The organism is Cellulomonas sp. CW35, assembly GCF_052378485.1.
In the GTDB taxonomy this organism is placed as follows: Bacteria; Actinomycetota; Actinomycetes; order Actinomycetales; family Cellulomonadaceae; genus Cellulomonas; species Cellulomonas uda.
Map to the genome: position 1 here is coordinate 2,198,480 of NZ_CP199000.1, position 22,555 is coordinate 2,221,034.

The 22,555-nt window shown below is 73.8% G+C and carries 17 protein-coding genes; 3 read left to right on the forward strand and 14 right to left on the reverse strand.

Features of this window, described 5'->3' with window-relative positions; translation table 11 throughout:
• Position 1: 1 nt before the first annotated feature.
• The 7 genes from ACT17Q_RS10075 to ACT17Q_RS10105 form a co-directional block, all read right to left on the reverse strand.
• The gene (locus ACT17Q_RS10075) at positions 2-2,230 is read right to left on the reverse strand and encodes a polyribonucleotide nucleotidyltransferase (protein ID WP_141321157.1); all 2,229 of its coding nucleotides are present in this window, start codon (positions 2,228-2,230) and stop codon (positions 2-4) included.
• Positions 2,231-2,523: 293 nt separating this feature from the next.
• A complete protein-coding gene (gene rpsO, locus ACT17Q_RS10080; RefSeq protein ID WP_094179760.1) occupies positions 2,524-2,793 on the reverse strand; it encodes a 30S ribosomal protein S15 in 270 nt (89 codons plus the stop codon).
• 170 nt (positions 2,794-2,963) lie between these two features.
• Positions 2,964-3,995 (reverse strand): CAP domain-containing protein, encoded by a 1,032-nt coding sequence (locus ACT17Q_RS10085; protein WP_444662215.1) that lies wholly within the window; start codon positions 3,993-3,995, stop codon positions 2,964-2,966.
• 116 nt (positions 3,996-4,111) lie between these two features.
• Positions 4,112-5,122 (reverse strand): bifunctional riboflavin kinase/FAD synthetase, encoded by a 1,011-nt coding sequence (locus ACT17Q_RS10090; protein ID WP_444662217.1) that lies wholly within the window; start codon positions 5,120-5,122, stop codon positions 4,112-4,114.
• Between the two features lie 133 nt (positions 5,123-5,255).
• Positions 5,256-8,264 (reverse strand): glycoside hydrolase family 9 protein, encoded by a 3,009-nt coding sequence (locus ACT17Q_RS10095; protein WP_444662219.1) that lies wholly within the window; start codon positions 8,262-8,264, stop codon positions 5,256-5,258.
• 332 nt (positions 8,265-8,596) lie between these two features.
• A complete protein-coding gene (gene truB, locus ACT17Q_RS10100) occupies positions 8,597-9,589 on the reverse strand; it encodes a tRNA pseudouridine(55) synthase TruB (RefSeq protein WP_444662221.1) in 993 nt (330 codons plus the stop codon).
• A complete protein-coding gene (locus ACT17Q_RS10105; protein WP_232514627.1) occupies positions 9,586-10,182 on the reverse strand; it encodes a TetR/AcrR family transcriptional regulator in 597 nt (198 codons plus the stop codon). The genes truB and ACT17Q_RS10105 overlap by 4 nt, the downstream gene beginning before the upstream one ends.
• A 107-nt stretch (positions 10,183-10,289) precedes the next feature.
• Here ACT17Q_RS10105 and ACT17Q_RS10110 point away from each other — a divergent pair, with 107 nt between their 5' ends.
• Positions 10,290-11,840 carry a DHA2 family efflux MFS transporter permease subunit gene (locus ACT17Q_RS10110; protein ID WP_444662223.1) on the forward strand — a complete coding sequence of 517 codons (1,551 nt, stop codon included), beginning with the start codon at positions 10,290-10,292 and terminating at the stop codon, positions 11,838-11,840.
• A 64-nt stretch (positions 11,841-11,904) separates the two neighbouring features.
• Here the strand turns inward: ACT17Q_RS10110 and rbfA are convergent, their stop codons facing one another.
• The 5 genes from rbfA to rimP form a co-directional block, all read right to left on the reverse strand.
• On the reverse strand, positions 11,905-12,354 hold the full coding sequence (gene rbfA, locus ACT17Q_RS10115; RefSeq protein WP_444662225.1) for a 30S ribosome-binding factor RbfA: 450 nt from the start codon (positions 12,352-12,354) through the stop codon (positions 11,905-11,907).
• A 171-nt stretch (positions 12,355-12,525) separates the two neighbouring features.
• On the reverse strand, positions 12,526-15,384 hold the full coding sequence (gene infB / locus ACT17Q_RS10120) for a translation initiation factor IF-2 (RefSeq protein ID WP_444662227.1): 2,859 nt from the start codon (positions 15,382-15,384) through the stop codon (positions 12,526-12,528).
• Positions 15,385-15,476: 92 nt separating this feature from the next.
• Positions 15,477-15,761, reverse strand: coding sequence for a YlxR family protein (locus tag ACT17Q_RS10125; protein WP_378079048.1), 285 nt, complete (start codon positions 15,759-15,761; stop codon positions 15,477-15,479).
• Between the two features lie 191 nt (positions 15,762-15,952).
• Positions 15,953-17,002 (reverse strand): transcription termination factor NusA, encoded by a 1,050-nt coding sequence (nusA, locus tag ACT17Q_RS10130; RefSeq protein WP_444662229.1) that lies wholly within the window; start codon positions 17,000-17,002, stop codon positions 15,953-15,955.
• Entirely contained in the window at positions 17,002-17,562 is a 561-nt protein-coding gene (gene rimP, locus ACT17Q_RS10135) for a ribosome maturation factor RimP (RefSeq protein WP_444662231.1), read from the reverse strand. Before rimP ends, nusA begins: the two co-directional genes overlap by 1 nt.
• 124 nt (positions 17,563-17,686) lie before the next feature.
• Between rimP and ACT17Q_RS10140 the strand changes: the two genes are divergently transcribed.
• Positions 17,687-18,751, forward strand: coding sequence for a hypothetical protein (locus ACT17Q_RS10140; RefSeq protein ID WP_444662233.1), 1,065 nt, complete (start codon positions 17,687-17,689; stop codon positions 18,749-18,751).
• A gap of 34 nt (positions 18,752-18,785) precedes the next feature.
• On the opposite strand, the gene ACT17Q_RS10145 is transcribed toward ACT17Q_RS10140, so the two are convergent.
• Positions 18,786-20,579 (reverse strand): proline--tRNA ligase, encoded by a 1,794-nt coding sequence (locus ACT17Q_RS10145; RefSeq protein WP_444662235.1) that lies wholly within the window; start codon positions 20,577-20,579, stop codon positions 18,786-18,788.
• Positions 20,580-20,706: 127 nt separating this feature from the next.
• On the opposite strand from ACT17Q_RS10145, the gene ACT17Q_RS10150 reads away from it, so the two are divergent.
• The gene (locus ACT17Q_RS10150) at positions 20,707-21,597 is read left to right on the forward strand and encodes an Fpg/Nei family DNA glycosylase (RefSeq protein WP_444662237.1); all 891 of its coding nucleotides are present in this window, start codon (positions 20,707-20,709) and stop codon (positions 21,595-21,597) included.
• A 27-nt stretch (positions 21,598-21,624) separates the two neighbouring features.
• Here ACT17Q_RS10150 and ACT17Q_RS10155 read toward each other — a convergent pair whose 3' ends face one another.
• On the reverse strand, positions 21,625-22,524 hold the full coding sequence (locus tag ACT17Q_RS10155; RefSeq protein ID WP_094179748.1) for a GNAT family N-acetyltransferase: 900 nt from the start codon (positions 22,522-22,524) through the stop codon (positions 21,625-21,627).
• Positions 22,525-22,555 lie beyond the last annotated feature (31 nt).

The window sequence follows — 22,555 nt, forward strand, 5'->3', positions numbered from 1 at the left end:
GTCAGGCGTCGGCCGGGGCGGCCTGCGCCGCGTCGGAGTCGGCCTTGTCCTCGTCGACGACCGCGTGCAGCGACAGCTTGCCGCGCGGGTCGATCTCGCCGATCTCGACCTGGACCTTCTGCCCGATCGACAGCACGTCCTCGACGTTCTCGACGCGCTTGCCGCCGACGAGCTTGCGGATCTGGCTGATGTGCAGCAGACCGTCCTTGCCCGGCGAGAGCGAGATGAACGCGCCGAACGTCGTCGTCTTCACGACGGTCCCGACGAAGCGCTCGCCGATCTCGGGCATGTGCGGGTTGGCGATCGCGTTGATCGCGGCCCGCGCGGCCTCGGCCGACGGACCGTCGGTCGCGCCGATGTAGACCGTGCCGTCGTCCTCGATCGAGATGTCGGCGCCGGTCTCCTCCTGGATCTGGTTGATCATCTTGCCCTTCGGGCCGATGACCTCGCCGATCTTGTCGACCGGGACCTTCACCGTGATGACGCGCGGGGCGAACGGGCTCATCTCGTCGGGCACGTCGATCGCCTCGGCGATGACGTCGAGGATCGCCAGGCGCGCCTCCTTGGCCTGCGTCAGCGCACCGGCCAGGACGCTCGCCGGGATGCCGTCGAGCTTCGTGTCGAGCTGGATGGCCGTGACGAACTCGCGCGTGCCCGCGACCTTGAAGTCCATGTCGCCGAACGCGTCCTCGGCACCGAGGATGTCGGTGAGCGCCGCGTAGCGGGTCTCACCGTCCACCGTGTCGGACACCAGGCCCATCGCGATGCCCGCGACCGGCGCGCGCAGCGGCACACCGGCGTTCAGCAGCGAGAGGGTCGAGGCGCAGACCGAGCCCATCGACGTCGAGCCGTTCGAGCCCAGCGCCTCGGAGACCTGGCGGATCGCGTAGGGGAACTCCTCGCGGCTCGGCAGGACCGGCATGAGCGCACGCTCGGCGAGCGCGCCGTGGCCGATCTCGCGGCGCTTCGGCGAGCCCACGCGGCCCGTCTCACCGGTCGAGTACGGCGGGAAGTTGTAGTTGTGCATGTAGCGCTTGCGCGTCTCCGGGGAGAGCGTGTCGAGCTGCTGCTCCATGCGGAGCATGTTCAGCGTCGTGACGCCGAGGATCTGCGTCTCGCCGCGCTCGAACAGCGCCGAGCCGTGCACGCGCGGCAGCACCTCGACCTCGGCCGAGAGCGTGCGGATGTCCCGCAGGCCACGGCCGTCGATGCGGAAGCCGTCGGTCAGGATGCGCTGACGGATGAGCTTCTTCTGCACCGAGCGGTACGCGGCGGAGATCTCCTTCTCGCGACCCTCGAACGACTCGGCGAGCTCGCCCTGGACCTCGGCCTTGATCTCGTCGAGCCGACCCTCGCGGGTCTGCTTGTCGGCGATGCTCAGCGCCTCGCCCAGGCGCGCCGTCGCGGCGGCCTCGACCGCGGCGTAGACGTCGTCCTGGTAGTCCGGGAACGTCGGGAAGACCTGCGTCTCCTTGGCCGCCTTCGCGGCGAGCTCGGACTGCGCCTGGACCAGGACCTTGATGAACGGCTTCGCCGCCTCGAGGCCCTGCGCGACGATCTCCTCGGTCGGCGCCTGGCCGCCCTCGTCCTTGATGAGGTTCCACGACTTCTCGGGCGCCTCGGCCTCGATCATCGCGATGGCGACGTCGTCGCCCACCACACGGCCGGCGACGACCATGTCGAACGTCGCGCGCTCACGCTCGGAGTAGCGCGGGAACGCGACCCACTGGCCGTCGACGAGCGCGATGCGCACGCCACCCACGGGACCGGAGAAGGGCAGGCCCGACAGCTGCGTCGAGATCGACGCCGCGTTGATCGCGAGCACGTCGTACGCGTCGTCCGGGTGGATCGCCAGGACGGTGATGACGACCTGGACCTCGTTGCGCAGGCCCTTGACGAACAGCGGGCGCAGCGGGCGGTCGACCAGGCGGCAGGCCAGGATCGCCTCGGTCGAGGGACGGCCCTCGCGGCGGAAGAACGAGCCGGGGATCTTGCCGGCGGCGTACTGCCGCTCCTCGACGTCGATCGTCAGCGGGAAGAAGTCGAACTGCTCCTTGGGGTGCTTGCCGGCCGTCGTGGCCGACAGGAGCATCGTGTCGCCGTCGAGGTACGCGGCGGCGGAGCCGGCGGCCTGCTTGGCGAGCCGGCCGGTCTCGAACCGGACGGTGCGGGTGCCGAAGCGACCGTTGTCGATCACGGCCTCGGCGAACTGGATCTCGGGACCCTCCACGGGTGCCCTCCTCGTGTGTCGAAGGCGCCGGCCGGTCCCGGCGGTCTTCGATCGAGGCCTACGGAGCTCGTGCTCCGGGGGCCACTACCGAGGACCGGACAGGTGGACCGACGCGGTGGATGGTGCGGTGGTGCTGGTGGTGCGGGTGCGGGTCGGGCGGACGTCACGTCCGCCGCGCTCGCGCGGCACCGCCGACGATCATGCCGCCGGTGCCGCCGGGCTGTCGCGCGACGCGCGGGCCCGACATGCGGACCAGCCCGGACCCCGCACGGGGTCCGGGCTGGTCGCGAGGTTCAGCGGCGCAGACCGAGGCGCTCGATGATCGAGCGGTAACGGTTGATGTCGACCTTCTGCAGGTAGCCGAGAAGGCGACGACGACGACCGACGAGCAGCAGCAGGCCGCGGCGGCTGTGGTGGTCGTGCTTGTGCTCCTTGAGGTGCTCCGTCAGGTCCTTGATGCGCTGCGTCAGGACAGCGATCTGGACCTCGGGGGAACCGGTGTCGCCCTCGTGCGTGGCGTACTCGGTCATGATGGCCTGCTTGGTGGCAGCGTCGAGGGACACGGCTCTCCTTGTGTGGTTCGTTGCGCGGTGCGCCGGGGCACGTCCACCCGGGCTCTCTGGATCCGCGGCCGTTCTGACGGCTCCCACAGACTACCAGGCCCGGCCGGACCGACCGGGACGTGCCGTCACGGGACACGGCGTCACGGGACAGGGCCTCAATGGACAGGGCGTCACGCGGTCGGGTCGTACAGCCGCACGAGGTACGAGTACGACGACTGGCCGCCGCCGCGGATGCCCGTCACCGTGACCCGGTAGTACGCGACCGCCTTGCCCGTGGGGTGGGCGACGCCCGACACGTCGAACACGACCGTGTTCGGCCCGTACCCGGTCTTGACCGGGTGCTTGCGCACCGAGTGCGTCGTGACGACCTTGCCGTCCGTCGTCACGCGCTGCACCTTGACCGCCGCCTTGTCGAAGCTGACCGCGCCGTTCGACGAGGACAGCGACCACCGGCCGTCCGGCTCGATCTGCTGCGGGAACCACCCGCGCGCGGGCCACTCGATCCAGCCCGGCCGCGCGGCGGTGGCCGAGGTCCCGAGACCGAACACCGTCAGTGCGTTGGCGTTGCCGGTCGAGCCGGTCGCGATGTGCGTCGTGGCCGGGTTGAGGATCCAGCGGCGGTGACCGGCCGCGGTGTTCTTGTCGCCGGGCTCGTCCATGTAGGCCGCGATCGCCTTGGAGCCCGCGGCGCCGAGCGCGAGGTTCGACGAGCCCGCCGCCTCCTTGGCCGCGGGCGACCAGCAGCGCGGGAAGTCGCTCTGGCTCGGCGAGTGCGACAGCTTGCCGTTGGCGTCCATGAGCAGCGCAGCCTTCTGCGCCTTGTTGCTCGCGGTCGTGTCGAGCTTCACCGTCGAGAGCTGCACGAGCATGCGCATCGAGTTGACCATGCGCAGCGTGGCCGCACGCGACGCGTCGGACTCCCGCCCCATCGAGCACGACGAGACGCTGCCCGACCACGAGACCCGGGTGCCGAGGGCCGGCACGATGCGGGTGCGGTAGAGGTTGGTGACCCAGGCCTTCGTCGGCATGCGGTCCGACGTCCCGGACGCCGCGACGTCGGTCGCCGCAGGGGCGGCGACGAGCGCCCGCGGCGCGGACGCCGACGACCGCACGGGTGCGGCCGAGGCCGGCAGCGCGCCCGCCGCGAGGAGCGTGGACGAGACGAGGACGAGAGCAAGGACGCGCGTGCGGGCTGGGCTCACCCGACACCTCCAGGACGACGGCGGACGCTCGGCAGGACCGGGACCCCTCGCGAGGTCCCGACACGGCCATCGGCAGGTCGGGGCGGCGACCTGAGGCTTTCGTCCGAAGATCCTCGTCAGTCGTCCGAGGCCAGGACCTCGCGGACCCGCTCGACGTCCGCGTGCATCTGGTCGAGCAGCTCGTCGACCGACGAGAACCGCAGCGTCGGGCGCAGTCGCGCCACGAGGTCGAGCACGACCTCGTCGTCGTACAGGTCGAGGTCGGTGCGGTCGAGCACGTAGGCCTCGACACGGCGCTGCACCCCGTCGAACGTCGGGTTCGTGCCGATCGACACCGCCGCGGGCAGGCGCACCTCGTCGACCGGCGTGCCGTCCGCGCGACGCGTGCGCCGCAACCAGCCGGCGTACACGCCGTCAGCCGGGACCATGCCGACCGCGTCCTGCGCGAGGTTGGCCGTCGGGAAGCCGAGCTCGCGGCCCCGGGCGTCGCCGTGCACGACGATCCCGCGCAGCCGGTGCGGGCGCCCGAGGACGAGGGCCGCCTGCTCCACGTCGCCGGCCGCGAGCGCCTCACGGACCCACGTCGAGGACCAGCGGCGCGCCCCGCCGGACGCGTCGTCGGCCGGGCCGCCCTCGCCGGACGTGATGTCGTCGGGCGTGATGTCGTCGATGACCTCGACGTCGAACCCGTGGCGCCGCCCGAGGTCGACCATCGTCGACAGGTCGCCCGAGTTCTGCCAGCCGAACCGCACGTCGCGCCCGACCACGACGGTGCGCGCGTGCAGCCCGTCCACGAGGTACGTGCGCACGAACTCCTCGGGGCTCTGCCGCGCGAACTGCAGCGAGTACGGCAGCAGCAGCACCGCGTCGAGCCCCGTCGCCTCGAGCAGGTCGAGCCGGTCCTCGTCGCCCGTGAGCAGGGGCGGCGCGTCGTCCGGCCGGTGGACCTGCAGCGGGTGCGGCGTGAACGTCACGGCCACCGCTGACCAGCCACGGGCGCGCGCGTCCGCGGCCATGCGCCGCAGGACGTTCGCGTGACCGCGGTGGACGCCGTCGAAGTTGCCCAGCGTGACGACGGTGGGACCGACGTCCGCGGGGACGTCGGCGAGGTCGGACCAGCGATGCACGCGCCGATCATGCCACCGCGGCACGGCCCTCGGCGGCCACGTACCACGGCGCGACCCCGCCACCGACACCTGGACGGGTCGGTGGCGGGGTCGCGTCTGGTGCGGCGGGCCGCTGCGGTCAGGTGCCGTCAGGTCACCCGCGACCGGGCCACGGGATGGGACCCGGACCCTTCGGGCCGGGGCCCTTGGGGCCGGCGAGCACCGTCACCCGTGCGACGTCGGTCGTGGCCGTACCCGACGCGTTGCGGAACACCGCGCGGTACTGCGCACCGTCGGTCGCCGGCGTCACGACGATCCGCAGGGTCGTCGTCCGGGCGCCGGGCACGTCCACCCAGCGACCCTTGGCGTCACGCACCTGCCACTGCACGGACGGCGCGGGCTTGCCGCTCGCGGTGGCCCGCAGCGCCACGGACGTGCCCTTCTTCGCCGAGACGTCCGACGGGTGCTTGGTCACGACCGGCGCGGTCGGGACCCCGCTCACCCCGAGGTCGGCGACGAACGACGCGACCCAGGACATCGGGGCGTTCCAGTTGATGGTCAGCTCGTTGACCGACCACGCCTCGATGTCGTCGACGTAGCAGAGCTGGGGCGCGCAGTCGTGACCCGGCGGGTAGAGCCGGTTCATGACCGGGTCCCACGTGCTGCTCTGCGAGTTCGGGCCGCCCGCGATCGTCCCCGGCGGCGGCGGGACGAGCCACCGGCTGTGCTGGTGCGAGGAGAACTTGGTGCCGTACCCGGTGATGTAGGAGATGTTCAGCGCGTTGCGCCCGAGCAGGTAGTCCATCGACTCCAGCACCGCGTTCGCGAACCGCGCCTGACCCGTGAGGTCGTACGCCGTGGCGAGCACGACCTGGTTGTTGAGCACGGACGAGCTCGAGCCCCACACGTACGAGCCGTCGGCGTCGCCCGGGTAGGTCGTGCCGAACGCCTCGGCCTGCTGCCAGGCGAGGATCTTCTCGGCCCCGGTCACGACCGACGCCTGCACGGCCTTGCGGGTCGGCAGCTTGCTGGGCACGGTCGCGAGGTCCATCCGGCCGAGCGCCGCGACGCTCCCCCAGGAGAACCCGGAGCGGGCCCAGATGTCGCTCGTCGCGAGCGGGCTGCTCTGCACGGCGGTCTCGAACGTCTTCTCACCCGTCGTGAGGTAGAGCTCGGCGGCCGCCCAGTAGAACTCGTCGCTGACGTCCGTGTCGTCGTACGGGCCGCCACCGTTCTGCCCCGCGGACTGCGGCGCGTACAGGTCGGGAACCCGCTTCGCGGCGGCGTAGGTGCTGCGCGCGACGCTCAGGAGCTGCTGGGAGAACGCCTTGTCGTACTTCGCGAACAGTCGCGCGCCCTGCGCGGCGGTCGCCGCCACGTTGAGCGTCGCGGCCGTCGACGGCCGGTGCAGGCGGCGCTCCTGCGGGTCCTGCGACGGCAGGAGGCCGAGGCCCGTCCAGCCGACGTCGTGGATCTTGTGGTGCACGAGGCCGTCGAGCGAGCGCTTGTCGGTCGCGGACACCGTCATGCCGGAGCCGGTCGGCACCTGCATCTGGAGGAAGAACTCGAGCTCCCAGCGGGCCTCGTCGAGCACGTCCGGCACACCGTTGCCGCTCTCGTCGGCCGGCACGTCGAGCGTGCCGTCCTTGAGGGCGCCGCGGGCCGCGTCGGGCGAGTGCAGCGACCGCTCGTACATGCTCAGCAGCTGCGCGACGGCGATGCCGCCGTTGACGACGTACTTGCCGTGGTCGCCTGCGTCGTACCACCCGCCGACGACGTCGAGCGAGTAGCCGGTCGGGCACGTCCAGGTGCCGTAGGACCACGCGGCACCGTCCTCGGCCGCGGTCAGGCACGCGACGTCGAGGTCGCCCTTGTTGACCTCGCCGTCCGGCCCGGACACGTGGCCGGCGGGACGGTCGTAGCGGTCGTCGGGGACGTCCACGGCGATGCCCGAGCGCACGGGGTAGAAGTAGTTCAGCGCGTCGTAGCGCAGCTGCGCGTACAGGTCCTTCGCGATCGCGAACGGGTCGCTGCGGTCCTCGCCCACGACGAGCGTGTAGCCGCTGCCGGCCGTGCGGAACGACGAGAAGTCGATCGTCTGCACGGTGAGCTGCGACGAGGGGTCGAGCCCGGCGGGCGTCGCGTCACCCGAGGCGACGGTGGCGCCCGACGAGTCCTCGAGCCGCCACGCGAGCGGCTCGGTGGCGTCGCTCACGACCGTGGCGTTCTTCGGCCCGTCCGGCAGGTAGCCGAGCTGGTTGACGCGCACGGGTCCGCGCACGTCCGGCTCGTACGGCGGCGGGGGCGTCGCGACCTTCTTGAGCGACAGGCTCGTGATGCAGAACGTGAAGTCCCCGCGGGCACCCATCTGCAGCGCGACCTGCCCGACACCGACGGCCGGGTCGTCGGACTGCGCCGGGAACGTCACGGGCGAGGTGAACGCGAGCTCGTGCTCCGTGAGCTCGGTCGACAGCTGGGTGTTGTCGGCGAACGCCGCGCGCCACGGCACGGCGTTCTCGCCGACGATCGTGCGGATCGTCGCCGCGTTGCTCGCGCTCGCCGTGAACGTGAGGCGGTAGTTGGCGTCCTCCTCGATCGGCAGCCCGTTGAGCACGAGGCCGTCGTACTGCCCCGAGCCCGCGGGGACCTCGAAGCACAGCGGCTCCCCCTCGCCCGGCTCGGAGGTCACGGTCCAGCCGGCCGCGCTCCACCCCTCGGGCAGCACACCGTCGAAGGTGGTGTCCGGGATCAGCTCGGCGTCGCCCGCGAGCTGGAAGTCGTCGAGGCAGAACGTGTAGTCGGCCGCCTGCGCGCCGAGCTGGAACGACAGGTTGCCCTCGCCGCTGAACTCGGGGTTCCAGGTGAACGAGTACTCCTGCTCCTGCGAGGTCAGGGCGACGGTCGACGCCACGTCGTCGGGCCACCCGATGCCCGCGCGCAGGTTGACCGAGACGTCCTGCGTCGCGTGCGCGGTGAAGGACACCGTGTAGGTGGTGCCCGCCTCGAACGTGATCCCGTCGTGCTGCGCGGCGACGGTCCACGGGTCTTTCGTCCCCGTGGGGACGACGACGCAGAACTCGCCGTCGACGACGGACGACGTCGAGTCGCCGCCGTAGCTGTGCCAGCCCTGCGCGCCGGACTCGAAGTCGTGCGTCGACCCCACGGGATCCGCGAGGGCGGCCGGCGCGACGACCGTCGCGGCGACCAGGGCTGCGGCCGTCAGGCCTGCAGAAAGGACAGCCGTGCGTGCACGGCGACTGGACCAGGAAACCACGTCGTCTCCTCGAAGCCGGGCCAGATGGCCACAGGGCGCTGCCACGAGAGCCGGACACCACCCTCGATCGTCGCCAGGGGGACGGTACAGCGCAAACCAGGCGTACGGAACCGGTTCCGAGCACCCGAACCGGTTCGAAGCGCGACGTCAGCACGCATGTCACCCGGATCGGTGACCTCCGCACGAGTTGCCCGTGGCCGGACCTCCCGGCGCCGGCGGGGTCAGTCGGCTGCGAGCACGAGCACCGGGCGGGCGCGGCCGTCCCGCAGGCGCAGCAGCGCGACCAGCCGCCCCGAGGGGTCGATCGCCGCGACGGTCGCGTCCGGGTCACGGGTCGTGGCGTCGGCCCGCAGCGCCTGGCCGTACCCGAGCGCCCTGGCCTCGGCCTCGTCGACCAAGCGCACGGGGAACGTCGCGCGCGCCGCGTCCGCGAGCGGCATGACCTCGACCGGGACGTCGTCGGGTGACGCCGCGAGCGCCTCCAGCGTGCGAGCCTCGGAGAGCGTGTAGCCGCCCACGCGCGTGCGTCGCAGCGCGGTCAGGTGCGCACCCACGCCGAGCGCGGCACCCAGGTCCCGGGCGAGCGCCCGGACGTACGTCCCCGACGAGACGACCGTCCGGATCTCGACGTCGAGCACCCGCACACCCTGGGCCTCGGCCGCGCGCACGTCACCGACGACGAGCTCGTGGACCGTCACCGGCCGCGCCGGGAGCTCCACCTGCTCACCGGCCCGCACGCGCGCGTACGCCCGCTCGCCGTCGACCTTGATCGCGGACACCGCGCTCGGGACCTGCAGGATCTCGCCGGTGAGCGTCCGCGCGGCCGCCTCGACCTGCGCGCGCGTCAGGTGCGCGGCGTCGTCGGCTCGCGTGACCTCGCCCTCGGCGTCCTCGGTCGTCGTCGCGATGCCGAGGCGGACCGTCGCCGCGTACTCCTTGTCCGCGCCCACGACGTAGGTCAGCAGGCGCGTCGCCCGCCCCACGCCGACCACGAGCACGCCGGTCGCCATCGGGTCGAGCGTGCCCGCGTGCCCGACCTTGCGCGTGCCGGCGATCCCCCGCATGCGCGCGACGACGTCGTGGCTCGTCCACCCGGCGGGCTTGTCGACGACGACGAACCCGTCGGCCGCGGTCGGCCTGCGACGCGGCCGCTCCCCCTGCGCGGCGCGGCGTGCCCGCGCCTGCTCGTGCGCGTGGGTCCGGGCCGCGTTCACGCGCCACCCGCCGCGCGGTGGGCGGTCAGGGCGACGCACTCGAGCAGCCCGTCCATACCCGGGTCCTCGCCCGGGTGCGCCTCCGCGTCGGTCGCGACGAGCACGTTGAGGAGCATCCCGAACGCGACGAACTGGCGCGCCTCGTCGGGCGTCGCACCGGTGGCGTCGACGTAGAGGCGGTACGCCTCGCCCAGGCAGTGCCGCGCGGCGCGGCCGACCTGCTCGTCGGCGCTCGCGATGAACCCGTGCATGAGCAGCCGCAGCAGGTCGCGGTCCTCGATGAGCTCGAGGTAGGCGCGTCCCATGGCCTCCTTGGGGTCGTCCTCGCGCGCCGCGACGGTGAGCGCGCCGACGACGCGGTCCGCGGCCTGCTGGTACGCCTCGAGGAACAGGTCCCGCTTGGACCCGAACAGCCGCACGACGTAGGGCTGGGAGACGTCGGCGGCGCGCGCGACCTCGTCCGTCGTGGCGGCGAAGCCGCCCTCGGCGAACACCCGGCGGGCCGCGCCGAGGATCTGCTCGCGCCGCTCGTCGCCGGACATCCGGGTGCCGCGTCCGGGCTCCGTCGCCCGCTCGTGCGTCTCGCTGGTCATCTTGACAGGTTATCAGCCGATGCCTACGGTCCCTCTTGTTAGTAATCACTCAATGCCAACAAGCAGTCCGGGGATCCGACCCCGGCCGGACCCGCAGGGGAGATCCGATGACCACGCACCTGACCGCCGGGCCACCACCCGGCGCCGGCCCGGCCCGCACGGGGGCACGTCGGCGCACCGCCGGCACCGGCATCGCACTGCTCGCCGCATCGCTGCCGATGTTCATGGCCACGCTCGACAACCTCGTCATGACGACCGCCCTGCCCGTGCTGCGCACCGAGCTGTCGGCCTCCCTCACCGAGCTGCAGTGGATGGTCAACGCGTACACGCTCGCGTTCGCGTCGCTCATGATCGCCGCCGCGACGCTCGGCGACCGGCTGGGACGGCGACGCGTGTTCGTCGGGGGCATCGTCCTGTTCGCGCTCGCCTCGATCGCGTCCGCGCTCGCCACCACCCCCGAGCTGCTCATCGCCGCCCGCACCGTCCAGGGCGCGGGGGCCGCCGCCGTCATGCCGCTGTCGCTCACCCTCCTCGCCGCCGCCGTCCCGCCCGCGCGGCGTGCGATGGCGATCGGCGTGTGGGGTGCCGTGTCCGGCCTCGGGGTCGCGCTCGGCCCCGTGATCGGCGGCGCCGTCGTCGACGGCATCTCCTGGCAGGCGATCTTCTGGATCAACGTGCCGGTCGCGCTCGTCGCGGTCCCGCTCGTCCTGCGCGTGCTCCCCGAGTCGTCCGGACGCGCGCAGCGCATCGACGTGCCCGGGCTGCTGCTCGCCGCGGCCGGTGTGCTCGCGCTCGTCTGGGCGGTCGTCAACGGCAACGACGAGGGCTGGGGCTCCGGCCGCATCGTCGGCGCCACGGTCGCCGGCGTCGTCCTGCTCGTCGGCTTCCTGCGCCGCGAGGCCCGCACCGACCATCCCCTGGTGCCCCTCGGCCTGTTCCGCGTGCGCTCGTTCTCGGTCGCCAACGGCAGCGCGTTCCTCTTCTCGGTGGGCGTCTTCGGCACCGTGTTCGTGCTCTCGCAGTACCTGCAGATCGGCATGGGGTACAGCCCGCTCGCAGCCGGGATCCGCACACTCCCCTGGACCGCCGCACCCATGCTCGTCGCACCGCTCGCGGGCCTGCTGGCCCCCCGGCTGGGCGTACGCCCCCTGCTGACCGCGGGGCTCGCGCTGCAGGCCGTCGGCCTCGCGTGGCAGGCCGCGGTGATCGGCGACGCGACCGTGTACGCCGACCTGGTCCCGGGTCTCGCGCTCGCCGGCATCGGCATGGGCCTGACGTTCGCACCGTCCGCCACCGCGGTGCTCGCCGACATGGTGCCCGACGACCACGGCACCGCGAGCTCCGTGAACGCGACGATCCGCGAGGTCGGCGGCGCCGTCGGTGTCGCGGTCGTCGTCGCCGTCTTCCAGGCCGCGGGCGGCGCGCTCACACCCGACGGGTACGCACAGGGCCTGCGCCCGGCGGCGTTCGTGGGCGCGGCGGTCGTCGGGCTCGGCGCCGTGGTCGCGGCGCTCATGCCCCGCGCGACGGGCCGCATCACGCCCGACGTCGACGTGGTCACGCCGGACGACCGCCGCTCCGACCTGGACCTCGACACGGACCCGCACCCGGAACGCCCGGCCGCCGCCGCGGCCGAGCCCACGCTCGCCGCACGCTGACGGCGAGACGCGACGAGGGCGCCCCGAGCATCTCGGGGCGCCCTCGTCGCGCGTGCACGGACGGTCAGCCGCGCGTGTCGTCCTCGTCGTCCTCGTCGGCGGGCCGACGGTACGGGTCCGCCTCACCGGCGTACGACGACGACCGCGCGAGCGCCTGGAGCTCCGCGTCGCGACGCGCGGCGTCGGCGAGCGCCTGCTCGAGGTGCGCCGCGGTCTCGGGCACCGCGTCCAGGTGGAACGCGAGCGTCGGCGTGAGCCGCACCCCGGTCTGCTTGCCGACCTCGGAGCGGATGACGCCCTTGGCCGACTCCAGCGCCGCCGCGCTGCCCGTGCGGGCGTCGTCGTCGCCGTACACGGTGTAGTAGATGTCCGCGTGCTGCAGGTCGCCCGTGACACGCACGTCCGTCACGGTCACGAACCCGAGCCTCGGGTCCTTGATCCGCGTGTCCAGCATCTGCGCCACGACCTGCTGGATCCTCTCGGCCAGCTTCCTGGCCCGCCCTGTGTCCACCATCGGGACCTCCCTCTCGAAGTCTTCGGCCTCGCCGCGCCCCACGGCGCGTGCGCGGACAGGAAGACCGGTGACGGGTCTCCTCACGGCCGTGGTTGGGCCTGGCGGGTGGCCGTCCCGTCAGGGGCGGCCACCTGGTAGGCCGTGAGGAGACCCGTCACCGGGCCACGAACGTCAGGCGCGCGGCTTCTCCCGCATCTCGAACGTCTCGATGACGTCCTCGAGCTGCAGGTCGTTGTACGACCCGAGGCCGATACCGCACTCGTAGCCCTCACGGACCTCGGTGGCGTCGTCCTTGAACCGCTTGAGCGACTCGATCGTGAGGTTGTCCGCGATGACCTTGCCGCCGCGGAGCACACGCGCCTTGGAGTTCCGTCGGATCTCGCCCGAGCGCACGATCGAGCCGGCGATGTTGCCGAACTTCGACGAGCGGAAGACCTCGCGCACCTCGGCGGTACCGAGCTGCGCCTCCTCGTACTCCGGCTTGAGCATGCCCTTGAGCGCTGCCTCGACGTCGTCGATCGCCTGGTAGATGACCGAGTAGAAGCGCACGTCGACGCCCTCACGGTCGGCCAGGTCCTCGACGCGCTCCGCGAACTTCACGTTGAAGCCGATGATGATCGCCGAGTCGACGGTCGCGAGGTTGACGTCGTTCTGCGTGATCGCACCGACACCGCGGTGGATGACGCGCAGGTCGACCTCCTCGCCCACGTCGATCTTGAGCAGCGCGTCCTCGAGCGCCTCGACGGCACCGGACACGTCACCCTTGATGACCAGGTTGAGGGTCTCGACCTTGCCCTGGGCGAGCGCCTGCGTGAAGTCCTCGAGGCTGATGCGCTTGCGGCGCTTGGCCAGGAGCGCGGCACGCTCGGCCGCCTCACGCTTCTCGGCGATCTGACGGGCCGTGCGCTCCTCGGGAGCCACGAGCAGCGTGTCGCCCGCGGACGGGACGGACGCGAGGCCGAGCACCTGCACCGGACGGGACGGGCCCGCCTCGACGACGGTCTCGCCGTGCTCGTCGAACATCGCACGCACGCGGCCGTAGGCCGTGCCGGCGACGATCGCGTCACCGACGCGCAGCGTGCCGGACTGGACCAGCACGGTCGCGACCGCGCCGCGGCCCTTGTCGAGGTTCGCCTCGATGGCGACGCCTCGCGCGTCCTTGTCCGGGTTGGCCCGCAGGTCCAGAGCGGCGTCGGCCGTGAGCAGGACCGCCTCGAGGAGCTGGTCGATGTGCAGACCCTGCTTCGCGGAGACGTCGACGAACATCGTGTCGCCGCCGTACTCCTCGGCCACGAGGTTGTACTCGGTGAGCTGCTGGCGGATCTTGGCGGGGTTGGCCCCCTCCTTGTCCACCTTGTTGACCGCGACCACGATCGGCACGTTGGCCGCCTGCGCGTGGTTGAGCGCCTCGATCGTCTGGGGCATCACGCCGTCGTCGGCCGCGACCACGAGGATCGCGATGTCCGTGACCTGCGCACCGCGGGCACGCATGGCGGTGAACGCCTCGTGACCCGGGGTGTCGATGAACGTGATGGGACGCTCGACGCCCTCGTGCTCCTTGACCACCTGGTAGGCACCGATGTGCTGGGTGATGCCGCCGGCCTCGCCCGCGACGACGTCCGTGGAGCGGATGGCGTCGAGGAGCTTGGTCTTTCCGTGGTCGACGTGACCCATGACGGTGACGACCGGCGGGCGCGGCGCGAGGTCCTCGTCGGACTCGCCCGCCTCCTCCGCCTCGAGGTCGATGTCGAAGGCCCCGAGCAGCTCGCGGTCCTCCTCCTCGGCCGAGACCATCTCGATGACGTAGCCGAGCTCCGCCGCGAGCGTGCCGAACGTGTCCTCGTCGAGCGACTGCGTCGCCGTCGCCATCTCACCGAGGTGGAACAGCACGGTCACCAGGGCCGCGGGGTTGGCGTCGATCTTGTCGGCGAAGTCGTTCAGCGAGGAGCCGTGCCGCAGGCGGACGACCGTCGTGCCGTTGCCGCGCGGGACCTGCACGCCGCCGAGCGACGGGGCCTGCATCGCCTCGAACTCCTGGCGCTTCGCCCGCTTGGACTTGCGCCCACGCACGGGACGACCGCCTGCGCGGCCGAAGGCACCCTGCGTCGAGCCACGACCGGCACCGCCGGGACGACCGCCGCCACCGGGACGACCGGCGAAACCGCCGCCGCCGCCGGGTGCACCGCCGCCGCCACCGGGACGACCGCCGAAGCCGCCGCGACCGCCGCCGGCACCACCGCCACCGGGGCGCGCGGGGCGCTCACCGGGGCGGCCGACGCCGCTCGAGGTACGGCCGGGCATCATGCCCGGGTTCGGGCGCGGACCACCCGGACGCGGCGCGGGACGCGGGCCGCCGGGGCGGTCGCCCGCACCCGCGGCGGGAGCGCCCTCGGGACGCCGGTCGCCGGGACGCGGCATGCCCTGCGAGGGCGCGAACGGGTTGTTCCCCGGACGCGGACCGCCGGGACGCGGACCACCGGAACGCTCGCCACCACCCGCGCGGGGCATGCCCTGCGACGGCGCGAACGGGTTGTTGCCGGGCCGGGCCGCGGGACGCGGCGCGCCCGGACGTGCGCCACCCGGCGCACCGGAACGCTGACCCGCGGGACGCGGGGCGGGGCTCGCACCGGGCGCGGGCGCCTTGGCAGCGGGCGCCGGCGCGGCCGGACGTGCCGCCGGGGCGGGTGCCGCAGCCGCGGGCTGAGCCGGGGCCGGGGCGGCCGGGCGGGCCGGGGCGGGTGCCGCGGGAGCGGGCGCCGCCGCAGCGGGTGCCGCCGGAGCGGGCGCGGCGGGTGCCGCAGCGGCCGGACGGGCCGGCGCGGCGGGTCGGGACGGCGCGGGGCGCGCCGCGGGCTGCGCGGCGCCACCGCCGGCAGCGGGGTACGTGTCGCGCAGCTTGCGCACGACCGGCGGCTCGATCGTCGAGGACGCCGAGCGGACGAACTCACCCATCTCGGTGAGCTTCGTCATGATGGTCTTGCTGTCGACCCCGAGCTCCTTCGCGAGCTCGTAGACGCGAAGCTTGGCCACTTCTCTCCTGTCTCGGTCCGCCCGAGACAGGGTCGGACCGTCGTTAGTGCTGGGTGCGCGTGCGCATCTGCTGGGTGCTCATCGCGAGGCACTCATCGGTGCGTGCTCATCGGGTCGCCATCGGCTTCCAACCCGCTTCCTTCATCGACGGTCGACGTCGGTGCTCCCGACGCCGTGAGCTGGTGCTCGAGGTGCTCCCGCACCGCAGCCACGTCCGGCACGGCCTGCAGTCGCAGGGCCCTGCCGAACGCGCGTCGGCGCGTCGCGAGCTCGAGGCATCCAGGATCGAGGTGCAGCCAGGCACCCCGGCCCGGCATCCGGCGGGCGACGTCCACGACGAGCGCGGGTCGACCCGCGCCGTCCGGGACGGCGACCACCCTCAGCAGGGCGGACCTGAGGCCGGTGGCTCGGCACCCCACGCACGTGCGGACCGGCGCACCCGCGGCCTTCCTCGTGAGACGGACGTCTCGGCGTGCTGAGGAGGTCACGGACTGCGTGCCGACGGTCGCGTCGGCGTGCGGGGACTGCCGGGCGTCCGGCCCAGCCACGGTGAGTCTACCCCCGCGGGTCACCCCGCGTCGTCCGGGTTGCGCGCGGCGGCGCGGTCCGCGGCCGGCGCGGCACCGGTCTCGTCGCCCTCGGCGTCCGAGCGGATGTCGATGCGCCAGCCGGTGAGCTTGGCGGCCAGACGCGCGTTCTGGCCCTCCTTGCCGATCGCGAGCGACAGCTGGTAGTCCGGCACGACGACCCGTGCGGCCCGCGCGTCGGGGTCGACGACCGTGACCGAGATCACCCGCGCGGGCGACAGCGCGTGCGCGACCATCTCCGCCGGGTCGTCGCTGTGGTCGACGATGTCGATCTTCTCGCCACGCAGCTCGGCCATGACCGCGCGCACGCGGCCGCCCATCGGACCGATGCACGCACCCTTGGCGTTGACGCCCGGCACGGTCGCGCGGACCGCCATCTTGGTGCGGTGCCCGGCCTCCCGGGCGAGCGCCGTGATCTCGACCGTGCCGTCCGCGACCTCGGGGACCTCGAGCTCGAACAGCTTGCGCACGAGGTTGGGGTGCGTGCGTGACAGCGTGACCTGGGGGCCACGGGCACCGCGCGCGACCTCGAGCACGTAGCCGCGGATGCGCTCGCCGTGCACGTACGTCTCGGACGCGACCTGCTCGTGCGCGGGCAGCACGGCCTCGGTCCCGCCGACGTCCACGAGCACGACCCGCGGGTCGGGGCCCTGCTGGATGACACCGCCGAGGACCTCGCCCTCCTTGCCGCGGAACGTCCCGAGCACCTGGTCGTCCTCGGCGTCGCGCAGGCGCTGCACGATGACCTGGCGCGCGGTGGCGGTCGCGATGCGGCCGAACCCCGAGGGCGTGTCGTCGAACTCCGGCATCTCGGCCAGGACGTGCCCGTCGTCGTCGACCTGCGCGGCCTCGCGCGCCCACACCGTGACGTGACCCGTGCGGCGGTCCACCTCGACGCGGGCGCGCTGGTGCGCGCCAGGCGTGCGGTGGTAGGCGGAGAGCAGCGCCTGCTCGATCGCGGCGACCAGCACGTCGAGGCTGATCTCCCGCTCCCGCTCGAGGCTGCGCAGGGCCTGCATGTCGATGTCCATCAGCTCTCCCGTCCGGCGTCGTCCGCGCCGTCGTCGTCGGGGCCGAGCCCCGACAGGTCCACCTCGACGCGCGCGTCCGCGACGTCGTCGAGCGCGATCGTCAGCGGGGCGCCGACGCGCGGCGGCCGCCCCTTCAGCCCGGGGGTGACGGGGACGACGACGAGCGCGTCGTCGTCCTGGACGTCGGTGAGCCGACCCGTCACGACCTCGCCGTCCCGGCGTCGCACCCGGACCGAGCGGCCCACCGCGCGCACGAAGTGCCGGCGGGCGGTCAGCGGGCTGTCCGCGCCGCGCGAGCCGACCTCGAGCGTGTACGCGCCGGCGACCGGGTCGGACGCGTCGAGAGCGTCGGACACGGCGCGCGTCACCTCGGCGACACGGTCCAGGTCGACGTCCCGCTCGTCGTGCTCGTCCGGGCCCACGAGGACCTCGACGACCTGCCGGCCGCCCGAGCGGCGCACGCGCACGTCCTCGAGCACGAGACCGGAGGCGGCGACCACGGGGTCGAGCACCTGCCTGACCCGCTGCGCGGGTCCGGCGGCGGATGCGGCTGCGACCATGACCGCCTCCTTCGTGTGCACGGGGCCGGGGCCCTCGAGTTGTGGCACCCAGGGTAACGACTGTCGCGGGCACGCGACGGCCGGTACCCGGCCGGCGGGGGTCAGCGTGGCAGGATCGCCCGCGATGAGCACCGCGATCCCGCCCGTCCCGTCCACCTCCCGCGTGGCGAGGATCACGCGCGCCCGGGCGCGCCGGCGCCCGCTCGCCACCCTCGCCGTGCTCGCCGTGCTCGCCGTGCTCGCGCTGAGCGGGTGCGGGATCCGGCTCGAGACGCCCCCGCCCGTCGAGCCGTCGCCGGACGCGGTCGAGCAGGTCCGCGGCCGCACGGTCGCCGACGCGCTCGCGCTCGAGGCCGCGGCGGACGGCGCGCTCGCCGTGACGACGGACCAGGCCGTCGCGCCCCTGCTCGCGCAGGTCGCGGACGTGAGCACGCGGCACGCGGCCGCACTGGGCGGCGAGTACGAGTCCGGGATCGTGGACGCGGACAGCGGGCCGAGCCCCACGCCGAGCCCGACGACCGCCACGACGACCGCGCAGGACGTGCTCGCGCTCCTGGGCACGACGAGCGCCACCGCCCGGACCGACGCGAGCACCACCGACGACGGTCCGCTCGCGCGCGTCGTCGGGTCCGTCGCCGTCGCGCGCGGGGACCTCGCGCTGCGGCTCGCGATCGCGCTCGGCGAGGACTCCCCCGCCCCCGGGGTCCCCGACGAGCTCGTCGTGCCCGCCGAGGTCCCGCCCGTCGTCGGCGGCCCGCTCGCCCGCGCGCACGACGAGGCGGGCTTCGCGCTCGAGGTCGTCGCCGCGCGCGGCGCGAAGGACGCCCGCCCGACGGTCCTTGCGCAGGCGCGCGCGCAGCGGACGCGCGCCGAGCAGTGGGCCGGCGCCGCCGGGATCTCGAGCACGCCCGAGGAGACACGGCTCGCGCAGTACGCCCTGCCCGCCGACCTGGACACGCCCGCCGCGCTGGCCGCGCTCGTGCGGGGCGTGCACGCCGGGATCGGGCAGGCCGCCGCGGCCGCGCTCGCGCAGGTCCCCGCCGGCGCGCGGGAGCCCTACCTCGACGAGCTCCGGGTCGCCGTGGAGCGCGCCCGCGCGGCCGGCGCGCCCGTGCAGGCGTTCCCCGGCCTCCCCGAGCAGACGGACCCGACACCCGCAGCGACCCCGGATCCCGCAGCGACGTCCTGAGGCCCGAGCGACGTCCTGGGCCCCGGCGCTCGCGTCAGAGCAGAGCGGCGACCCGGCCGGCGACGACCTCGACCGCGTCGGCGACCGGCACGTTCTCGCCGTCGCCCCCGGCGCGCGAGCGCACCTCGACGACACCGTCGGCCAGACCCCGGCCCACGACCACGACGAGCGGCACGCCGAACAGCTCGGCGTCGGCGAACTTCACGCCGGGCGAGACCTTCGGGCGGTCGTCGTACAGGACCTCGACGCCGCGCGCCTCGAGCCCGCGCGCGAGCTCGTCGGCGGCGTCGAACACGGCCTGGTCCTTGCCGGTCGCGACGAGGTGCACGTGTGCGGGCGCGACGTGCGCGGGCCACGCGAGGCCCTTGTCGTCGTGGTTGGCCTCGGCGAGTGCCGCGAGCACGCGCGTCACGCCGATGCCGTAGGAGCCCATCGTGACGACCTGCGCCTTGCCGTTCTGGTCGAGCACGGTCAGACCGAGCGCGGCGGCGTACTTACGGCCGAGCTGGAAGATGTGGCCGATCTCGATGCCGCGCGCGAGCTCGAGCGGGCCCGATCCGTCGGGCGCGGGGTCGCCCGCGCGCACCTCGGCGGCCTCGACGGTGCCGTCGGCGGTGAAGTCGCGGCCCGCGACGAGGTCGAACACGTGCCGGCCGGGCTCGTTCGCGCCGGTGATCCAGCGTGTGCCGGCGACGACGCGCGGGTCGAGCAGGTAGCGCACCGCAGTGCGCCCGGGGTCGTCGGCCGCGCGACCGTCCGCGTTGGGCCCGAGCACGGCGGGGCCGATGTACCCGCGCACGAGCTCGGGGTGTGCCGCGAAGTCCGCGTCGCCCGCCGCCTCGACCTCGGCCGGGGCGACCGCCGCCTCGAGCCGCTTGAGGTCGACCTCCCGGTCGCCGGGCAGGCCCACGACGACGAGCTCCCGCTCACCGTCCGGGTGCACGAGCGCGAGCACCACGTTCTTGAGCGTGTCCGCGGCCGTCCAGGCGCGGTCGGGGCGCGCGAAGCGCTCGTTCGCGAGCGCGACGAGCGTGTCGATCGTCGGGGTGTCCGGCGTGTCCTCGACGTGCGCCGCGGGCGCGTCGTCGAACGGCAGCGCCTCGGGCACGACGGTGGTGACCGCCTCGACGTTCGCGGCGTACCCGCCGGGCGAGCGCACGAACGTGTCCTCGCCGATCGCCGTCGGCGTGAGGAACTCCTCGGAGCGCGAGCCGCCCATCGCGCCGGACGTCGCCGCGACGATCACGTACTCGAGCCCGAGCCGGTCGAAGATCCGCTGGTACGCCAGGCGCTGCGCCTCGTAGGACGCCTCGAGGCCCGCGTCGTCGACGTCGAACGAGTACGCGTCCTTCATGACGAACTCGCGGCCGCGGATCAGGCCCGCGCGCGGGCGCGCCTCGTCGCGGTACTTGGTCTGGATCTGGTAGATCGACAGCGGCAGGTCCTTGTACGACGAGTACAGGTCCTTGACCAGGAGCGTGAACATCTCCTCGTGGGTGGGCGCGAGCAGGTAGTCGTTGCCCTTGCGGTCCTTGAGCCGGAAGATGTTCGGCCCGTACTCCGTCCAGCGACCGGTCGCCTCGTACGGCTCGCGCGGCAGCAGCGCCGGGAAGTGCACCTCCTGCGCGCCGGCGGCCGCCATCTCCTCGCGCACGACCGCCTCGACCTTGGCGAGCACGCGCAGGCCGAGCGGCAGCCAGGTGTAGATGCCGGGGGCGGCGCGGCGGATGTACCCCGCGCGCACGAGGAGCTTGTGGCTCGCGACCTCGGCGTCGGCCGGGTCCTCGCGCAGCGTGCGGACGAACAGCGTGGACAGACGCAGGAGCATGAGCCGAAGCCTAGTTGCCCCGCGCGGGTCCTCCGCACGCCCGCTCCACGGCGGCCGGCTCGCCCCACGACCGGCACGCACGACGATCCGGGCGCGGGACGGGCGTGACGTGGGCCACGATGGACCCGTGCCCGAGCTTCCCGAGGTCGAGGCGCTCGCCGCGTTCCTGCGCGAGCGCGCCGTCGGCCGCACCGTGACGCAGGTCGGCGTCGGCGACATCGCCGCGCTCAAGACGTTCCGCCCGCCGCCCGACGCGCTCGTCGGCGGGACGGTCGTCGACGCTGCCCGGCACGGCAAGTGGCTGGACCTGCTCGTCGCGACCTCGACCGGCGAGCCGCTGCACCTGGTGTGGCACCTGTCGCGCGCGGGGTGGGTGCGCTGGTCGGAGAAGCTCGCGACGACGCCCGTGCGGCCGGGCCGCTCGCCGCTCGCGCTGCGCGTGCGCCTCGACGACGGCTCGGGGTTCGACCTGACCGAGCAGGGCACGCGCAGACGGCTCGCGGTGCACGTGGTCGAGGACCCCGCCGACGTGCCGCAGATCGCGTCGCTGGGCGTCGAGCCGCTCTCGCCGGAGTTCACGCGCGAACGGTTCGGCGCGCTGCTCGCCGCGCGCAACCAGCAAGTCAAGGGCCTCCTGCGCGACCAGGGCACGATCGCGGGCATCGGCAACGCGTACTCCGACGAGATCCTGCACGCGGCGCGCACGTCACCGTTCGCGCTCACCGGCAAGCTGTCCGACGAGCAGGCCGACGTGATCTACGCGGCCGTGCGGGAGGTGCTCGCGCAGGCCGTCGCCGAGGCCTCGGGCAAGCCCGCGGCCGAGCTCAAGGACGCCAAACGACGCGGCATGCGTGTGCACGGACGCACGGGCGAGGCGTGCCCGGGCTGGGACGGTGTGCCGTGCGGTGACACCGTGCACGAGGTGTCGTTCGCCGACTCGTCACTGCAGTACTGCCCGACGTGCCAGACCGGCGGCAAGCCGCTGGCCGACCGGCGCATGTCCCGGCTGCTGCGCTGAGCCACGCGCGGCGCGGGTGCGGACCGGCTAGAACAGCACCGTCGCGTACGAGCCGACCTGGCGGAAGCCCACCGCGGTGTACGCCGCGATGGCGCGGGCGTTGTAGTCGTTGACGTACAACGAGACCACCGGGGCGACGTGGCCGCGCGTCGCCTCGACGACGGCCGCCATCCCGTGCTCCGAGAGCCGCACGCCACGCCGCTCGGGCTCCACCCACACGCCCTGGACCTGGGCGACCCCGCCGGCGACGGCCCCGAGCTCGGCCTTGAACGTGACGCGCGGCGCCCCGTCCGACCCCGGCTCCATGCGCACGAACGACCGTCCCTGGTCGATGAGCGTGCGCACGCGCGTCTCGTACGGTCCGCGCGGGCCGCTCGCGGGCGAGTACCCGACCTCCTCGGTGAACATCGCGATGCACGCCGGGAGCACGAGGTCGAACTCGTCGGGGCGGGACAGGCGGACCTGCGGGTCGGGCGACACCGAGGGCGCGGTGTCGATCACCATGGACGGCTGGTCGGGCCGGACCTCGCGCACGCCGGGCCACACCGCGCGCAGGCGGTTCCACAGCCCCAGGACGGCGGGAGCGGGCCCGACGATCGACGAGCAGCGCCGACCCTGCCGGGCCGCGCTCGTCGCGAACGCGTCGAGTGCGTCGGACACGACCGCGGGGTCCTCGACGGGCACCACGGGCACCATGTTCGCGCCCGCCCAGCACACCGCGACCAGCGCACCCCCGTGGTGGTAGCCCCACAGCGCGCCGCCGGCCCCGCCCAGCCGGGCGGACCGCGCCGCCTCGATCCGGGCCGTCGCCAGAACCGAGCCGACGGGGTCGAGCGCGCACACCTCGAGCGCCGCCCCGAGGTCGACGTCGTCCAGGACTCGTGCCCCGGGCCGGCGGTCGAGCAACATCGCACGCCGCGGGCCCATGAGCCGATTGTGCCTCACGCCCCCGGGATGC